The sequence below is a fragment of the Bacillus sp. N5-665 genome (genome assembly GCF_022637375.2).
Taxonomy (GTDB): domain Bacteria; phylum Bacillota; class Bacilli; order Bacillales; family Bacillaceae_G; genus Bacillus_A; species Bacillus_A wiedmannii.
The window spans coordinates 2,841,480-2,858,114 of sequence record NZ_CP093325.1; the positions used below are offsets into that span (position 1 = coordinate 2,841,480).

The following is a 16,635-nucleotide window of genomic DNA, read 5'->3' on the forward strand; positions in this document are numbered from 1 at the left end:
CATGAAATTAATTTGGCTTGGATAATTTATTCAAATAAATGTCGATTTTCAAAAACAGTCATTTGTCCAACAGATTGAAAGCCAGCCTTTTTATAAATATTAATTCCATCAGGTGAAGCTTGTAATACGCATTGAGCAACCTTCAATTCTTTTGCTTCTTGCAGCAAGTAATTAAACATAGTAGAGCCAAATCCTTGCCCTCTCATTTCTTCTTTAGTTGCTATATCATAAATACCAATACTATCTTTTGTACATACTATTGAACCAACAGATACGACTTCATTTTTAAAAATCCCTAAATATAGTTTCATATTCTCACTATTCCATAAATCGAAAGAAGCAGTTTCATTGTAGAATGCTTGTACATGTGTACCTTCCTCTGATGTACCAAATAGATTAGCTAACGTTTCCCCAAAATTTTTAATTTGTCCTGGCGAAGATGCTTTTTGTATCGTAAAACCTTCTGGCATGTTTATTGTTGGATGAATTGTTTTTAAGTCTGCTACCATCGCGATATTTTGTTCTGCTTCTTTTAAGCCAAGTTTTATTAATTCGCTTTTTATAATCTGTTCATACCTATCATTCCAAAACCAAACACTCATTGGAAATTTCTTTTGATTATAGTTGTTTACCACTTTATATAATTTCTCAATACCTTCCGTTAAATCATTGTTTAATAAAGTAATGATATTAAATGTATCTGCAGGTAAACCACAGTCGACAGCAACATAATCCTTCGTTTCTTTTACATTCATTCCATGTACTTGCCGCGAAATATATGACGTTTTATATGTGAAGTTATCTATTAATAACTGTTTATAATTCATTCATTTTCTCCTTTCATAATAATTCGTATTCGAATCGTTCCGTATTAAATATAACATATATGAAATGTGCCTATTTCTATAAAAATAGCTCTATACATCACTCTATTCACCCTAAAAGAATTAAAAATGATATAACGTTGTCGGAATGAAAAAAGTGGTATATAATAAACAGTAACATTACTAGTAATTATTTTAGGTATTCCTAGAATAAAGGAGCGATACATATGAAAATTACTATTTATTTCGGAAGTCATGAAGATCAAGATGTTCGTACTATGGACTGTCATTTAGATGTAGAAGATACAGAAGAGATCGTTTCTGTATCATAATATAAATAGTTGGGATGAACCCTCTTCCCTACAGCGTTTAAGGCACCTTTAATAGGTGTCTTTTTTGTTATTTTTTCATCAAAAACCCTTTACTTTAGAGCGTTTTAATAGTAAAATATACATATACGAACAAGCGTTCTTTTTTATTTTAATTGTACATGAAGGGATGATTTTCACAATGGCTCAAGCAAAGCGCAGAGGAAGAAAAAAGCAAACACCTATTATTTCAAATACAGGCTTTATCGGCTCTGTCTTTATTGATACATTGGAGTTACAAAAGAAATCCTATTATTTCGCTCGTAAAAAACTTCAAATTGTTCATCACGTACTTGATGGCCTCTCTGGAGCAACAAGTTCTCTATTTAAAGAACATAACATTTCAGCATACATGTCATGTGTGTATTTACATAAACAAAAGAAAATCGGCTTTGTTCTTTCAACGAAACCATTTGAACAAAGTGACGGTGTTTCTTACTTTATAAATTATTTAATCGAAAAGAATTTTTACGGTAACGAAGAAGTAGAATATCAAGAAGTATTTAATACAGGTTTTATCGGTGTAGTATTCGCTGATTTATGTAGCATAGATCGTTTTAATTTCGAGTTTGAAATGGGTATGTTAACGAAATTAATGAAAGATATGATTATTCCGGTTAAAGAACTCTTTTTACGCCACAATGTACCGGCCTACATCTCCACTTCTCATTTAGAGGAACAAAATAAATTAGGTTTCGTTCTATCTGTAAAACCATATGATGAACGTGCAGAAGCAGATTTATATTTTGAGGCGTATTTAAAAGAACGCGGTTTATTTATCGGTGATGAAGAAGATGATATTGATAAGATTGTTATTAGAAAAACAGCTGAATTACGATAAAAAAGCGCAGGATAATGATCCTGCGCTTTTTATAATTTATGAAACGGATTTACCAAATAAACGGTATTAGTTTTTTGGTTTTCTGTTTATACACTGTAAATTGTTCCCCGTACTTGTTTTGTAAGTAAACATCAGATTTTGGAATATAGTCAAAAACAAATACTAAGAATAGGCCTATAGGAATAAACAAACTATAAAGATTGTTAGAGATTAACGCTAAACCAAGCACCCAAATGCAATCTCCAAGATAATTAATATGAATCGCATATTTAAATAAACCGCCTGTATATAGCTTACCTTGATTTATAGGATTGTCTTTAAAAGATTTTCTAAGTAACTCTGAAACTGTGTTTAATATACTTCCTCCTAAAAACAATGTCCAGCCTATAATAAGAACTGTTAAGTTTGAATCCTGATTACTAGTAATCATTAAGATTGGAAAACCTACATAATTTATTCCAAAAGCAATACTGTTCATAATGACTTCTTGCCATGCAATCCCTCTAGGCAACCATATAAACATCATAGCTGTTAATCGTAAAGCGGTAATAATTAAAGCTATAAAAAGTTCTATTGGATTCTACGAAGCACTATAATCTTTCGAATGAACTTCTAACGTGAAACGATTTGATGAAACTTTAATTACTATTAAATATAAGATTCCACCTACAATTGGAATGATGTAGGCTGGGATATAATTTAATAATAGCCCGGACACTACCATTGCTATAGGAAGCATCATTTTACCTATACTTAATCCAATGCTGAGAACCCTTCCTCTGTATTCATTGGGAATCTCATTTTGCATGAAATAAATTAAAGGAATATCAATTAGCGCTATAATAAAACCTAAAAAGATCATAACAACACAATACGTAATAACGAATGCAAAATCATTCACTTCAAAACTTTTGAATAAAACTGGAATCCCTAAAATAATCATACAAACTGACAACATAGAACTTAGCTTTTTCAAAAGATAAGAGTAAGAAAAACGATCCGTTATCTTTTTTACTACAATCGCACCAAGTATCATCCCTACTGGAAAAGTCCCTTGAATGATACCAAATTGCTTAGAACTAAGATTGAGTACTGTGTTAATAATGTATGGCAATGGAACAGTTACAGCAAAGCCTAAGAAGAAATTAAACGAAATTAAAATATGAAACGTATTCTTTAAGCTTTCCTTTTCAAGTAAGTAAGAAAACCCCTCTTTTATATCTTTAATAAAATGAACTCCTCTTTTTGAATTTTCCTCATTTATGTTGTACTCGAACAATCTAAAATGAATAAATAGTAATGCTATCCCTGAAAGAATAAAAGAAATACCGTTTATAATTATAAAAGTCTTAATATTAAATACTGAAAAAACGATGCCACCTAACATAGGGCCGACAATTAAAGATACAGAATCGATACTTTTACTTATAGAATTAATACTCATAAGCCTCTCTTTAGAGACGATATTTGGTTTTGCAGCCTCTAATCCTATTCCAAAAAAGGTTGTAAAGACCGTCATTAGAAAGGTAGTAGTATAAATGATGAATAAGTTTAATACATAATAGCTGCTTAATATATAAACAGTTATTAATAAGCACCCACTTAGTAAATCCATACAAACGACGAGTTTCTTTTTATTAACTTTATCAGCAATTACACCGGCAAATGGGTTCATAACAATCATTGGAATCGTTCCTAATATGAGCGTAATCGCGAAATTTAACGCAGATCCAGTTATTTGTAAAACATATAATCCTAGCGCGAAACTATACATAGAGCTACCGAATATTGATACTGTTTTTGCAATTGAATATAAACAAATATTTCTTAGTTCTTGGTTTCTTTTTTTATTTTCTATATGCAATCGTAAACTTCCCATAACAATTCCCCCCACTTTTCTTTGTATTACATTAAGTGTAAGTTATTGGGTTAACCCAATATCAATACATTGTGTTTAAAAATTAATACAAAGAAATAAAAAAAGATGGGGTTAACCCCATGCCCATTAAACTAATCTCATCTACCGTCAATGATTTGAAGATAAATAGCTTAGAATTGCTTAAGCAAATAGTTGTAATTGATTAGATACAAAAATATACATATAAAAAACGCCACCCTTTTCTAAAATTAATTCTACAGAAAGGATGTCGCTTTTTTACTTGATATACCCGTTTAATACTTACGTTTGTTATTTATATAATCTTCATTAGTGAAAGTTAGCAATAGTTGAATTATTTAGATCGCACTTCCATCGAAAGGTAAAATTATTAGAGTTTCAGAAAGCCCATTTTATCTCTTTTATATGGGTACACGTATACGAATGCAAATTTTTTTTATTGAAATGTAAAAAGTAATATGATATCTTCTATTACATTGATTAATTACATATGAGAATCATGTATAATGGCTTGGGGGTCTCTACCAGGAACCAATAACTCCTGACTACAAAACGCGTCTTTTAGCGTTTGTGGTCAGGAGTTTTTTTGTTCTAAGGTAAATAATGATGAGAAGGGAATACAAAAAATGAATTTCAAAGTATTTATATTAGCTTTAGCAACAATAGCAGTAGGGCTTGTAGAGCTTATTGTTGGAGGAATATTGCCAGACATCGCTAAAGATTTTAATGTTTCATTAAGTTCCGCTGGTCAATTAATTACAATTTTCGCCTTTACTTATGCTATAGCAGGTCCTGTATTATTGATTTTCACAAGTAAAGTGGAACGAAAAAAATTGTATATTATTTCACTTTACACTTTTCTAATTGGAAATATACTTACTTATTTTAGTCCGAACTTTACTTTTATGATGATAGCACGAATATTAACTGCTATGAGTACTGCTTTAGTTGTCGTACTTTCCCTTACAATTGCAGCTAAGATTGTTAATCCCTCTTACCAAGCAAAAGCATTAGGATTAATTTATATGGGTATTAGCTCTTCACTTGTTTTAGGAGTTCCACTAGGCATATTAATTTCGAACACATTTGGCTGGAGAGTTATTTTTTTATGTATAGCTATTTTATCATTGGGATCTATTATCTTAATTTCATTATTTTTAGAGAAAATACCTGGGGAGGAAAACCGAACTCCTTTATCTATCCAATTAAAAGCCGTGTGTAGTCCAAAACTAGGTGCTGCTCATCTAGCTACCATGTTTATGTTAGCAGGACACTATACTTTATATGCTTATTTTACTCCTTTTTTAGAAGAAAAGTTTCAACTAAGCCCTTATTGGATTAGCATATTTTATTTAATGTTTGGTATAGCTGCAGTAAGTGGCGGAGCGTTCGGCGGTGGATTATCAGATAAAATAGGCGCTCCAAAAAGTATAGTAATAGTTATTACTTTATTTGCTCTAATCTTATTTATATTACCGTTCACGACAGTTTCTATTAGCCTATTTATTCCCGTTATGATAGTTTGGGCTGCATTGAGTTGGGGACTTGCACCACCTCTACAAAGTTATTTAATTCAAACTGCTCCAGATACGTCAGATATACAGCAAAGTTTTAATAATTCAGCTCTACAAATAGGAATTTCGCTCGGCTCTGCAGTTGGAGGTATAGCCTTAAAACAAGTACATAATGTCGCTCATATGGCCTGGGTTGGTGGATCTCTAGTTCTATTGTCTTTAGGTTTGGCTATCTTTTCTCTTACTAGACATACATCGGCAAGAGAGTGTCATGTGAGTGCTAAACATGTAGATTAACATTCTCTTTGTCTTTTGATCGCAAAGAGTCTAAATATAAATCGTCAAAAAAGTCCAGTTATAAAACCGGACTTTTTTTGACGGGATTGCCCTTATCTTTTTCCGAAAAATGAATATGTATAAATTTCTTCTCCTTGAACAAAGAAATCCTCGTACTTTCCTCCTCGTGTCAAATAATTTGAAGTACTTTCATCAATGGAATGAAAGTGTAGATTTTGGATTTCTTTCGTTACTTTTGAAAGTGTAAAATTTTCTCGAAAGTTATTTGTAATTTGGCTATTTGAGCTGAAATTTTTAAATAAAATAAATAAACTTACTAAATAACAATCCGTTTTAAAAAGTGGATTTAATTCGTGAAGTAAAAAATCCTCATGCTCAAAACTATAATTGCTCGTACCAGAATGATCAATTACAACATCAACTGACTGATTCTGAATAGGGATATTCAAAAAATCAGCACAGATAAAGAGAATGTTTCTTTTCGGATTTCTTCTCGCTAATACATCTTTTAAAAATAAAAGTTTATTTAAATCTCGATCCACTGCAATGTATAGGCAATTTTCGGGCAGTTCTTCATAAATGTTTCTCAAAAAGAATCCAAGTCCCGATCCTAAATCCAGTATTAATTTGTTATTTAAATTTAAATGTACTAGTTTCTTTTTCGCCCATTCCCCTTCCCTATGCATATTTTCCAAATACGCATTATCAGTTTCATGAATATAATCCGATATAGTATCTTCAAGTGACGTTTGCTCATTAACTTTAAATAATTTACCCGCAGTTATAATTCCTGAAGTAATAATATATTCTTCACCACAATTACAAATTAGCTTCCCCTCAGTAATTTGGTTGTTAGTAATAATTCCATCTTGAAGAATTAGTTTTTCGCTACACTTAGAACATGTAAGTAAATGAAGTACGCTTAAATCTATCCCTATAATTGAATTTGAAGTTTCATTTGTTAATAATAAATCTTGTAACACTTCCTTTAATTTATCCCGCCTCTTCTCCAAAAGCTCTATTTCCTGTTCCATCTTGTCATATTTCAATTTAAATAAAGATTGGTAAAAAGTATCATTTTCGTAATTCATAGATTTCGCTAAATTTTTATAAAAAAATAGTTCTTTAATTTCATTCAAGCTAAATCCTAGATCTTTGTAATGTAATATAAGTTCTAAATCTATTTGACAATACTCATCAAAAAAATAATGCGATCCCTTTCTTTCAGGAATAATGAGGCCGAGATCCATATAATGTCTAATTGTATCAATACTTACATTATTTACTTCTGCAAACTTACTGATTTTCATAATATCACTACCATTTATATATATTTTTATATAGATTTCTATTTTTATCTTTAAAAATCCTTTTATCTCTCTATACAACAGAATTTAAGGTATGTATAGGATATTTCAATGCCACATATTTTATAAGTGTATAATCTTTTATTTAATAAAATATACATGTAAACGGATATCATCACCTCTCCTTTATTTAACCAGTGGAGCAGGACTACTATTCTGATGACACTTTTATTTCTATTTCTGTATGTGATGAATTACACCAACTTGCTCGAGAAAGTTAAAGATTCTCATTTCCAAATACCTTACGAAGTTATTGCTAAAAATGTTGGTTTTGTAGAATGAATCGGTAGAAACTAAGCAGAAGATTTAATTGATTTATATGTTTGGGTGAGTTAAAAAATTGCTAACACCTCTTTCAAATGCATGGAATATACAGGGATTTATAACTTAATATAGAACATAAACAGGAGAAGTTCATCTTGTAAATAAGGGGACATACTTATGGAATTAGAATCAAATGTTAAAGCGATTGTTTTATTAGAAACGTTAATTGGCACTGGTAACAACAGTAAGGGGTGGATTAGAAAATGAAAATTGCAATAGTCTGTTTTGATAACTTTACTGATATAGATGTTTTTCTACCATGGGATTTATTAAATCGTGTACGTTTAGTTGGCGGTATTTCTGATTGGAACGTTCAACTATTAGGAACGGGAAAAACTCATATATCCATGTCTGGCTTACGTATTCCCATGACAGAAAGCATATCTGATATTCCGTCTGCTGACGCTGTAATATTTGCAAGTGGTAAGGGTGTACAAGATTTATATAAAAACCAAGAATATATTAATAGTATTCATGTAGATCCTCAAAGACAATTAATAGGATCTATGTGTTCTGGTTCATTACTACTAGGAGCTAAAAAATTGCTAACAGGTAAAAAAGCCACTACATATCCATCCGCAGTAGAACAGCTTAAAGAATTTGATGTGGACGTTATTGAACAAAGTTTCGTGAACGAAGGAAATATTTCGACTGCTGCAGGCTGTTTTGCAGCTCAAGATCTCTCAGCGTGGATTATAAGAACCCTAATCAATGAAGAAATGGTCAATACTGTGCTAGAAACTGTTCAGCCAGTAGGCAAAGGTTTATATTTTTAATTTCAAATCAAGTTGAGGGATTGGTTGCTCCCAAAAATGATAAAATGATCTTTTTTGCTTGATAGCGATGTAATATGCCTCCAATTTCAATTTAATTAAATAAAAAACCCGTGAATCATTCACGGGTTTTCATCTTAATAACTAATTGCTATTGTACCTTCACCTGCATGAACCGCAAATGAAATTGGTAATGGATATAGTTTAAAGTCCATTTCAGGGAATGCTTGTCTAATATCTGAAATCCATTCTTCAGCTCCATCTTTATCATTAGCATGGAACATATGAAGTACTTTTGGTAATTCTTTTTCAAGCTCATTTTTAATGTATTCTCGACATTTTTGGATTTTGCGAACTTTCTTTTCAAGTAAAAGTTCTCCACCTTTTACTTCTAATATTAAGTTAACACTTAATAAACTTCCAAGTAAAAATTGAACTCCCTTTACACGCCCACTTGCGTAAAGGCCTTTTAAACTTTTCGGGAATACGTGGAAAGGTCTTCTTTTTTCATCTACCAATGTTTTGTGTATATCTTGTAACGTCATACCATCAGTGTATAACGATTTCGCTTTTCTAATTAATTCATCCATTGGATAACTTGTTGTTTCACTATCCAATACCGTTAATGGGAAACCTGCCATGTCTGCAGCTAACTTCATGTTTTGATAAGTTCCACTTACTTTTCCGCTAATAGCAACTGCAAATCCCTCTTCATATTCTTCTTTGCATTTCGAAAATAACTCTACCATTTCCCCTATGTTAGGCTGTGATGTAGTGACAGTTTTACCTTCGTTTAACGCATTATAGACGCGCTCACGCACACCTTCTTCACAATCTTTGTACGACACACCATCAATAATAACTTCAATCGGGATAACAAAATTATCTCCTTCTGTTGTAAAACTCGCAGTTGTACTATCAGTAATCCAAGCAACACGCTTCATGTTGTTCCTCCCTTAATTCAATTCCTCTTTTCTGACTTTTCTATATATTTATGTTACGAAAAGAGAATATCCCTGTAATAGTAACAGGACTTTATTGTTTTGGCTATAGTAGATGAATAGTAAATGTGAATATTTTTTGTCATTTTCACCATAAAAAGAAGAAAACCGAAGTATTTGCCCGATTTTCTTCTTTTTATGCATTATTTAAAAGTTTCATTATCTAAAATTACAACATAATCATTTGTCAATCGGCCAGCTTCTTTCGTATAACTAACAAGTCTTTGTACGTTATCACAGCAAAGTTTCGCTCCCCATACGAGTAACGGTACGCCGATGAAGTCGATGTGAAATCTTCTAGAAAACAGGCCACCGAAAGTCATTGGTAAAGGCACTGTTGGTGATGTATTAGAAAAAATAATCTTTTCATGACTTTGATAATGTTTTTGCAAAATCTCTCCTAAATGTTTCATCGCAGGTACAACAACTTTTGATGCGCCGCATCCAATTGTATATACTGGATTACCATTTTCGTCTATTCCATGAAAAATAATTTTCCCCATATCTTCTGTTTTCAATTTATTAAAGTAATCTACATTCAAAATTTCTTCTTTCGTTAACTTACGATCCGTTGGTAATTTATTTAAATGATAAGCTGCAGCAAGTGAAGTTGAATGCGTTCCGCCGAAATCTGTGTAAATGAATATCATATTATCATCCCTTGTTATAAATGTTCAATGTTATTTAGTATTACCGTTCACGGCGCTGTTAAACAATGGATGAATACTTTCATGTTTTTTGTATTAATTCATTATATTTTTTCCAAATATAATATCGTTTACTAATTACAGTACCTAATGTGATACATAAAAAGGTATTTGTTACAACCATTAATGTATAGTGAGTACTGCTAGAAAACATACTTTGTTTAATCAAAACCTTCGTACCTAGAATGGCAAGTAGAATAATTGTACTTAACCAATTTCCTTTTCGTAATACATGACCTGTTTCACTATCTAATCGAAATGTTAAAACTTTTCCCCTAATCATTCCAAGGCCCAATCCAATCCCCAGCATTACAACGAATAGTAATACTTTCAATATAGTTAATTGTCCCATATGAATAATAGACTGGATTGTCGCAAAGCACAGCAAAGTCGGAATGAACCAAATACGATTAATATTCACTTTATATTCTTTACCTTGCATTAATATCATTATAAAAACAACAAGTAGAATAACAAATAGAATATCCATTTAGAGTCCTCCTATTTACTTGTTTACATTTGAAAATTATATTCGCTTCTTTTCATTCCATACTTTAAATAAACTAGCTAATAAAAATTATAAAATATAGAATGTGATTTCCCATCAGTTTTAAGCATTGTTTATGCAAAAAAGACGTACAAATAAATAGTACGTCTTTTTTACATTTATTAATGCGTTCATAAACTCTTTTAACCTTATGAAAAAGAGTTTTCTAATTCTTTCATTATCTTTTCAGGACCCGCTCCTTTATTTGATGGAATAACTACTGTAATTCCTAAGCCTGGATATACGGCCGAGCGAAAACTGACGCCTGGATCATATCCCATTACATGATATTTGAATATTTCGTTTTCTCTTGTTTCAATCCATATTCCATATCCGTAAGACTGATTATTATTTACTTGAATATGAGGAGTTAAAAGTATTTTTGTATATTCTCGGCTTATGATTTCAAAGTTAAATAACGCTTCCCAGAACTTCAGCATGTCTGGCGCAGTAATAAAAGCACCACCATCAGAGCCTCCTATTATTGGTATAGAGTAGATGTTTGTTCTCCAATTTTGGTTAGTTTCATCTTTTATATATCCAAGAGCTGTGTACCTTGGTAATGTATCTAAAGAAAAATAGCCAGAATCATTAATACCAATTGGTTTAAATATGTTTTTTTCTATATACTCCGTAAATTTAAGTCCTGTCTGTTCTTCGATTATTAATCCCAGTATGATAAAACCTGCATTGTTGTAGTGAAATTTACTTCCAGGTGCAAACATCATACTTCTGCTTTGGAATAATGGTAAAAAATCTTTTAAACTTTTTAATAGATACATAGGAGTTTCTTTCCAAAGATCCTCAAAGTTATCCAAAATACTTTCATCGAAATAATCCGGAATACCCGAACTATGCGTCAAAAGGTGATGTATTGTAATATCTTCATTAAAGTTTGGAAATTTAATACTTAAACACTCTTTTAACTTTGTTTGAAAAGTAATTACACCTTTTTCAACAAGTTGACAGATACCGATAGCAGTGAATATTTTACAACCGGAGGCAATCCCGAACTTTGTTTGTAGCGTATTGTTTATACATTCATTTCGATTTGCGTAACCAAACGCCTCTTCATAGACTAAGCCTTTTTCTTCTTTCACTAAAATTACCCCAGAGTAATCTATATGCCGATGTATTTCTTTTACAATGCTGTCTATTTGATCTTTTGTTTTCATTACAAAAACCACCCTTGTTTATCAATATTGTTCACCTTTCTTATATTTCCATATATAGGAGGGAGAACCCTCCTATTGAACACCATACGATTTAAACTAAGAGAACTATTTCGAATTGATTGACTCAGAGGAATGCACTTTAGACTGTGATGGCAATAAAATAAACACACACAATATGATAGTTATAAGGAACATGATTGATGATCCTATAATAACTACAAGTTGTATAGAAATAAATTGAGTTGCAACTCCGAATAGAATCGTAATCAAAATGGTTATGACCGCAATAACGAGCCCATATATACTCCCAATCCGTCCCATAATATGGACAGGTATATTATTTTGATAAAAGGTATAAAATCCCGTATTGGCATATGCCATAGAGAAAGATAAAATAAAGAATCCGATTGTCGCTATTAAAAATTCATTTGAAAAAGCATAAATTAAATAACCGATTGCGATGAATAATGATCCTATTCCAATTAAAAATGAAGGTGTTAATTGTTTTGATAAAATTGTATTTGTTATGGCTCCTAAAATAAACCCTGCTCCAGCGATACTAACTAAAAAGCCATATTCGCTATCTGTTAACAATAAAACTTCTTTCGCAAATGACAATTCAAGTGAATCAGTGGCGGCAACTAAAACCATCATCCCTTGAAATAAAAAGTACACAAAAACGATATATAAAGATTTCTTACTGAAATTTAAAACGATGTTCCAATCTTTTTTTAGTACAGCTAAAGATAACTTGTCATTTGACGTAGTAATATCGGATTTTTTATCAAGATTAGGTAACAGTAATGTAATTACTCCTGATAAGAGAAATGCTATAGCATTTATATATATAGCAAACTCCGATGTACTTGCTATTAACAATAAGCCCGCTATCGCTGGACCAATTAAAGATGCACCAGATCCTATTAAACTACGTAATGAGTTGAAACGTTGTCTTTGCTCAACTGGAACCAATTTCGTCATATACGTCATAGCAGTTGGCTCATAAATTGCATTGGCCATACTTATAAAGAATACGAATACATAAACAATCCAAAGTGATGGAAGTAAAGGTAAAATAGCGATAAATACCGCACGATATATATCAAGGTGAATCATTAACTTCCGTTTATTTAAACGATCAATCATACTTCCTGACCATGCGTTTGTAAATAAAGCGGCTAATGGTTTAATTACATATAAAGTAGCAACAGCTAAGGCTGAGCCTCCCATATTATAGACAAGTACATTCAGTGCTATTAAGTAAATCCATGCCCCTAAATTCGCAATACCAACTCCAGACAGTAGTAATAAAGGATATTTCCAATCTTTAAGTAAGTTTTTCATTTTAGGCCCCCGCTTTCCAAATTGTTTTGAATCAATAAAAAAATCCCACCCCCAAGACTTTTAGTCTTAGGGACGAGATTTATCATCGCGGTGCCACCCTAGTTTGTTAATATGTCGCCATATTAACCTTATCAGGTACTGCATTCTATTTCATGCTTATACCATAGCTCTATAACGGGAGCTCCCGTCACACTATCCCCTAATAAAAGGTTCCGATGTGCTGCTCAGAGGCTTGGTTCAATAAAGAATTTTTGCTCCTTTTCAGCTAAATAGAGCTCTCTGTGAAAAATTCATTTTATTTACTCTTCTCTTCACTGCATTTGATTTTTTCCATATTATCACAAATTAATTTAACTGTAAATATAAAATAATCAGATATTTACGGACATGTCACTGTTTATTCTCTTATTTATTATTTTTCCAAAAAATTACGGTGCGTGAAATTACTTAAATCTATAAAAAAAGAGCCTATTATATATAGACCCTTCACTTTGTCCGAATTAGTTTGTATTCGCCTCTGCTAGCGGTTGTAACGGTGGTTCCAATTCTAGGATTAATGCATCGCCTTCTTGTATATCTTGTCCCTTTTCAATGCTCTGACTCGTTACATAGCCCGTACCTGTAGTTTTTAAATCTAATTTTAATAATTTAGAGAAATACATAACATCACGCATTGACCAACCTTGTAAATTTGGCATTATTGCGTTCTTCCCTAATAAAAATATACGATCCCCTTCACTCATTACTTCACCAGATTGCGGATATTGTTTTATTATTTTTCCTTCGCCTAAAATTATCGGTTGGAGCTTCTCTTTTTTCACACTATTCTCTACTGTATCCATTGATTGATTGACATAGTTTTGTACTTTTAATTGGGATCGTTTCGTTGCATCTGCCATTTGTTTTTCTGTATATGGTTTCACCTTTAAATATTCAAGGCTATTTTTCACAACTGGTTTAAATATTTCAGCAAGCGGCTGAGCTCCATACTCGTCTCCCTTTAACTTTGGCTGTTTAATAGCTAAGTATACAATTAACTCTGGGTCATCAATCGGAGCCATACCTAAAAATGAAAAAATATAATTTTCTTTCCCTTCCATATATCGTCCATTTTCAGGATTCGGAATTTGCGCTGTTCCGGTCTTACCTCCTATTGGATAACCATCCACTTTATACATTGTACCAGTACCTTTTGATGACGTAATAACACGCTCCATTAAATTCCTTACCTCGTCCGCTGTCTCTTTTTTTATCGGATTCCCAATTTCTTTCGGTTGATTTTCCATAATAACTTGTTTGTTTGTGGGATTTACAACTTTGTCAACGATATATGGTTGCATCATTTTTCCGTCATTTGCTATAGCAGTAGCTGCTTGGATTAATTGAATGGGAGTTACTGTAGAACCTTGTCCGAAAGAAGTTGTGACTTGTTGAATTTGTGTATTTAATAATAATGTGTTTTTACTTTCGCCAGGTAAATCTATTCCAGTTTTTTGGTTGAATCCAAATTTATTCATATATTGCTTAAATTTATCCGGTTTTAATAACTTATCTTCTAAAATAGAAAAAGCTACGTTTGATGATCTTTCAAAGCCTTCATCAAATGTAATAGATCCCCATCCAAACCCACCGTTATGATCTTTTATATCAGATGAACCAACTGAATATTTTCCAGATTGGAAATATTCTTTCCCGTTATATACCCCTTCATTTATTGCAGCAGCTAACGTAAATATTTTCATTGTTGAACCGGGTTCGTATGCATTTGCGATTGGATCATTTAAAAAGTACTCGATATCACCTTTATTGGGGTTAAAACTAGGTTTACTAGACATCGCTAAAACTTTTCCTGTCTTTGGATCCGCTATGATTCCTACTAACATAGAAGGATCATAGTGTTCTTGTGCCTTGTTCATTGCTTCTTCTAAAAAACCATTAATTTGTTTATCAAGCGTAAGGTATACATTATTTCCATTTTTAGCGGCTTCTACTTTTCCTATATCATTCGTAAGCGGAATACCCCCTTGCGTGCCCACATATTCTATTTTCCCATTTGTAGAGCGCAAATATTTATCTAGACTTTTTTCAAGTCCAAATTTTCCTTCTGTATTTCCTTTATCATCTGGTCTAGCAAAACCAAGTATATAGGATGCAAAATCTTCATTTGGATATACTCTTGCTTTCTCTGACATAAAGGATACACCCGGGATTTTTAATTGTTTTATTTTTTCCTTCACTTCTCTAGATAAATTCCGACCAACTTTTCCAATTTCAACTTGCGTACGTCCCTCATGAAAATTTTTTAATACGTCCTCTTTATCAATTTCAAGCGCATCAGCTAATCGTTGAGCAGTTTCATCTTTGTTTTTCACTATATCTTTCCCTTTCAAATTCACAACAACACGATACGTTGTGGAATCTTGGACTAGCACTTTTCCAGTTTGATCATAAATCGTGCCACGATTTGCTTCTAAAACACCATTTTTATTATGTTGTTCATTTGCTAGATCCTTTACATCCACATTATGCAGGACTCCTACTGCCTGAATATAGAAAAAACGCAAAAGCATAATAAGAAATAACACAATAAAAGTAACCATAAAATACCGCGCGCCTTTATTCGTTTGAAGTTTATGCATGTTTATCTCCTTTCTTTATTAATTTATACATGCAAAGATGCGCTTTAAAATATGTAATTTTTGTTTTCGATACTATATGTTTCGAAGTTTTCTTATCAATTCCTTTAAAACAATGTGAAACTGGTTATTGTTAATTTATTTAAACACTTAAAATACAGTACGTGAAATTTAAGAATATTCATTCTTTTAATCTTGCTGCATAACACTCAAATTCTTTTTGCAAGTAATCTATTCACTTGTATACAAAAACCCTCCTTTCAATTTCCAAAGGAGGGTTTTCAATATATAAAATGCTAGTTATGAAATTTAACCTACATGGTTATACTTCTTTAGAAAAGGAATTCGTTTCGCTGCGAGTGCGTACATTTTGAAAACAAGTTTTGCGATTGGTTCAAATATACGTTTTTTCTGCAACAATAAACTGCTTATAATACTTGTTATTACAGCTGCACCCATTACATCTAAAGGAAAATGAACACCTACATACAAACGTGATATACAAACTAAAACCGCCCATAAAAGTGCAATATATCTTAACTTTTCTCCTCTAAGAATAAAAATGAATGCAATCGATAATACAAGTACAGAATGATCACTAACAAAGGATGAGTTTTCTGCATGAGGTACTAATTGATTCACATCATATGCTACAAAAGGACGTGGATGATAATATACTACATGAATAAAAACATTTACTAGTAATGCAATTATTACTGAAAGTGTCGTATACAACACTGTATATTGTTTTCTTATCGCATTCTCTTTCTTTCCGTTATGAAACCATAAGATAAACATGAATAGAATAGCCACATATGCAGCGCTATTTGTAATAGCAATCATTGCCTTATCTAAGAGCGCAGATGTACCTGCTAAATTGTTTATCCATTGAAATACTGTGTAATTCACATTACTCTCTCCTTACAATTTCTTGTTTTACTTGAAATTAAGTTACAAGTTTACTTGATTTACACAGTATACAACATTTACACACATTTAGATTTTCACTTTATTCATTTT

Annotated in this window: 14 protein-coding genes and 1 other annotated feature; of the genes, 3 read left to right on the forward strand and 11 right to left on the reverse strand. The window is 31.9% G+C overall.

From position 1 onward, the window contains the following. Positions 1-26: 26 nt before the first annotated feature. On the reverse strand, positions 27-827 hold the full coding sequence (locus MNO09_RS17240) for a GNAT family N-acetyltransferase (RefSeq protein WP_001107082.1): 801 nt from the start codon (positions 825-827) through the stop codon (positions 27-29). A 507-nt stretch (positions 828-1,334) separates the two neighbouring features. Between MNO09_RS17240 and MNO09_RS17245 the strand changes: the two genes are divergently transcribed. Continuing rightward, positions 1,335-2,033 (forward strand): hypothetical protein, encoded by a 699-nt coding sequence (locus MNO09_RS17245; protein ID WP_033657770.1) that lies wholly within the window; start codon positions 1,335-1,337, stop codon positions 2,031-2,033. A 49-nt stretch (positions 2,034-2,082) separates the two neighbouring features. Here MNO09_RS17245 and MNO09_RS17250 read toward each other — a convergent pair whose 3' ends face one another. Continuing rightward, positions 2,083-2,559 carry a methyltransferase family protein gene (locus tag MNO09_RS17250; protein WP_000971288.1) on the reverse strand — a complete coding sequence of 159 codons (477 nt, stop codon included), beginning with the start codon at positions 2,557-2,559 and terminating at the stop codon, positions 2,083-2,085. Positions 2,560-2,613: 54 nt separating this feature from the next. Continuing rightward, the gene (locus MNO09_RS17255) at positions 2,614-3,912 is read right to left on the reverse strand and encodes an MFS transporter (protein ID WP_088107270.1); all 1,299 of its coding nucleotides are present in this window, start codon (positions 3,910-3,912) and stop codon (positions 2,614-2,616) included. Positions 3,913-4,556: 644 nt separating this feature from the next. Here MNO09_RS17255 and MNO09_RS17260 point away from each other — a divergent pair. Continuing rightward, complete coding sequence (locus MNO09_RS17260; RefSeq protein WP_001009828.1) at positions 4,557-5,741, forward strand: MFS transporter; 1,185 nt, start codon at positions 4,557-4,559, stop codon at positions 5,739-5,741. A 92-nt stretch (positions 5,742-5,833) separates the two neighbouring features. Here the strand turns inward: MNO09_RS17260 and MNO09_RS17265 are convergent, their stop codons facing one another. Beyond that, positions 5,834-7,051 (reverse strand): methyltransferase domain-containing protein, encoded by a 1,218-nt coding sequence (locus MNO09_RS17265; protein WP_000703273.1) that lies wholly within the window; start codon positions 7,049-7,051, stop codon positions 5,834-5,836. 584 nt (positions 7,052-7,635) lie between these two features. On the opposite strand from MNO09_RS17265, the gene MNO09_RS17270 reads away from it, so the two are divergent. Beyond that, entirely contained in the window at positions 7,636-8,208 is a 573-nt protein-coding gene (locus MNO09_RS17270; protein ID WP_088107269.1) for a DJ-1/PfpI family protein, read from the forward strand. A gap of 134 nt (positions 8,209-8,342) precedes the next feature. On the opposite strand, the gene MNO09_RS17275 is transcribed toward MNO09_RS17270, so the two are convergent. The 7 genes from MNO09_RS17275 to MNO09_RS17305 all read right to left on the reverse strand — a co-directional run bounded on the left by MNO09_RS17275 (position 8,343) and on the right by MNO09_RS17305 (position 16,524). After that, on the reverse strand, positions 8,343-9,149 hold the full coding sequence (locus MNO09_RS17275) for a DegV family protein (protein WP_000831942.1): 807 nt from the start codon (positions 9,147-9,149) through the stop codon (positions 8,343-8,345). A 200-nt stretch (positions 9,150-9,349) separates the two neighbouring features. Continuing rightward, positions 9,350-9,856, reverse strand: coding sequence for a DUF3189 family protein (locus MNO09_RS17280; RefSeq protein WP_000576339.1), 507 nt, complete (start codon positions 9,854-9,856; stop codon positions 9,350-9,352). 79 nt (positions 9,857-9,935) lie between these two features. After that, positions 9,936-10,403, reverse strand: coding sequence for a DUF1453 family protein (locus MNO09_RS17285; RefSeq protein ID WP_000353194.1), 468 nt, complete (start codon positions 10,401-10,403; stop codon positions 9,936-9,938). A 206-nt stretch (positions 10,404-10,609) separates the two neighbouring features. After that, positions 10,610-11,635, reverse strand: coding sequence for a serine hydrolase domain-containing protein (locus MNO09_RS17290; protein WP_088107268.1), 1,026 nt, complete (start codon positions 11,633-11,635; stop codon positions 10,610-10,612). A 105-nt stretch (positions 11,636-11,740) separates the two neighbouring features. Next, the gene (locus tag MNO09_RS17295) at positions 11,741-12,979 is read right to left on the reverse strand and encodes an MFS transporter (protein ID WP_070168862.1); all 1,239 of its coding nucleotides are present in this window, start codon (positions 12,977-12,979) and stop codon (positions 11,741-11,743) included. A 65-nt stretch (positions 12,980-13,044) separates the two neighbouring features. Then, positions 13,045-13,303 (reverse strand) — a binding site (T-box leader). Between the two features lie 176 nt (positions 13,304-13,479). Then, positions 13,480-15,618 carry a penicillin-binding protein gene (locus MNO09_RS17300; RefSeq protein ID WP_000549366.1) on the reverse strand — a complete coding sequence of 713 codons (2,139 nt, stop codon included), beginning with the start codon at positions 15,616-15,618 and terminating at the stop codon, positions 13,480-13,482. A 306-nt stretch (positions 15,619-15,924) separates the two neighbouring features. Next, complete coding sequence (locus tag MNO09_RS17305; protein WP_001110142.1) at positions 15,925-16,524, reverse strand: undecaprenyl-diphosphatase; 600 nt, start codon at positions 16,522-16,524, stop codon at positions 15,925-15,927. Positions 16,525-16,635: the final 111 nt, after the last annotated feature.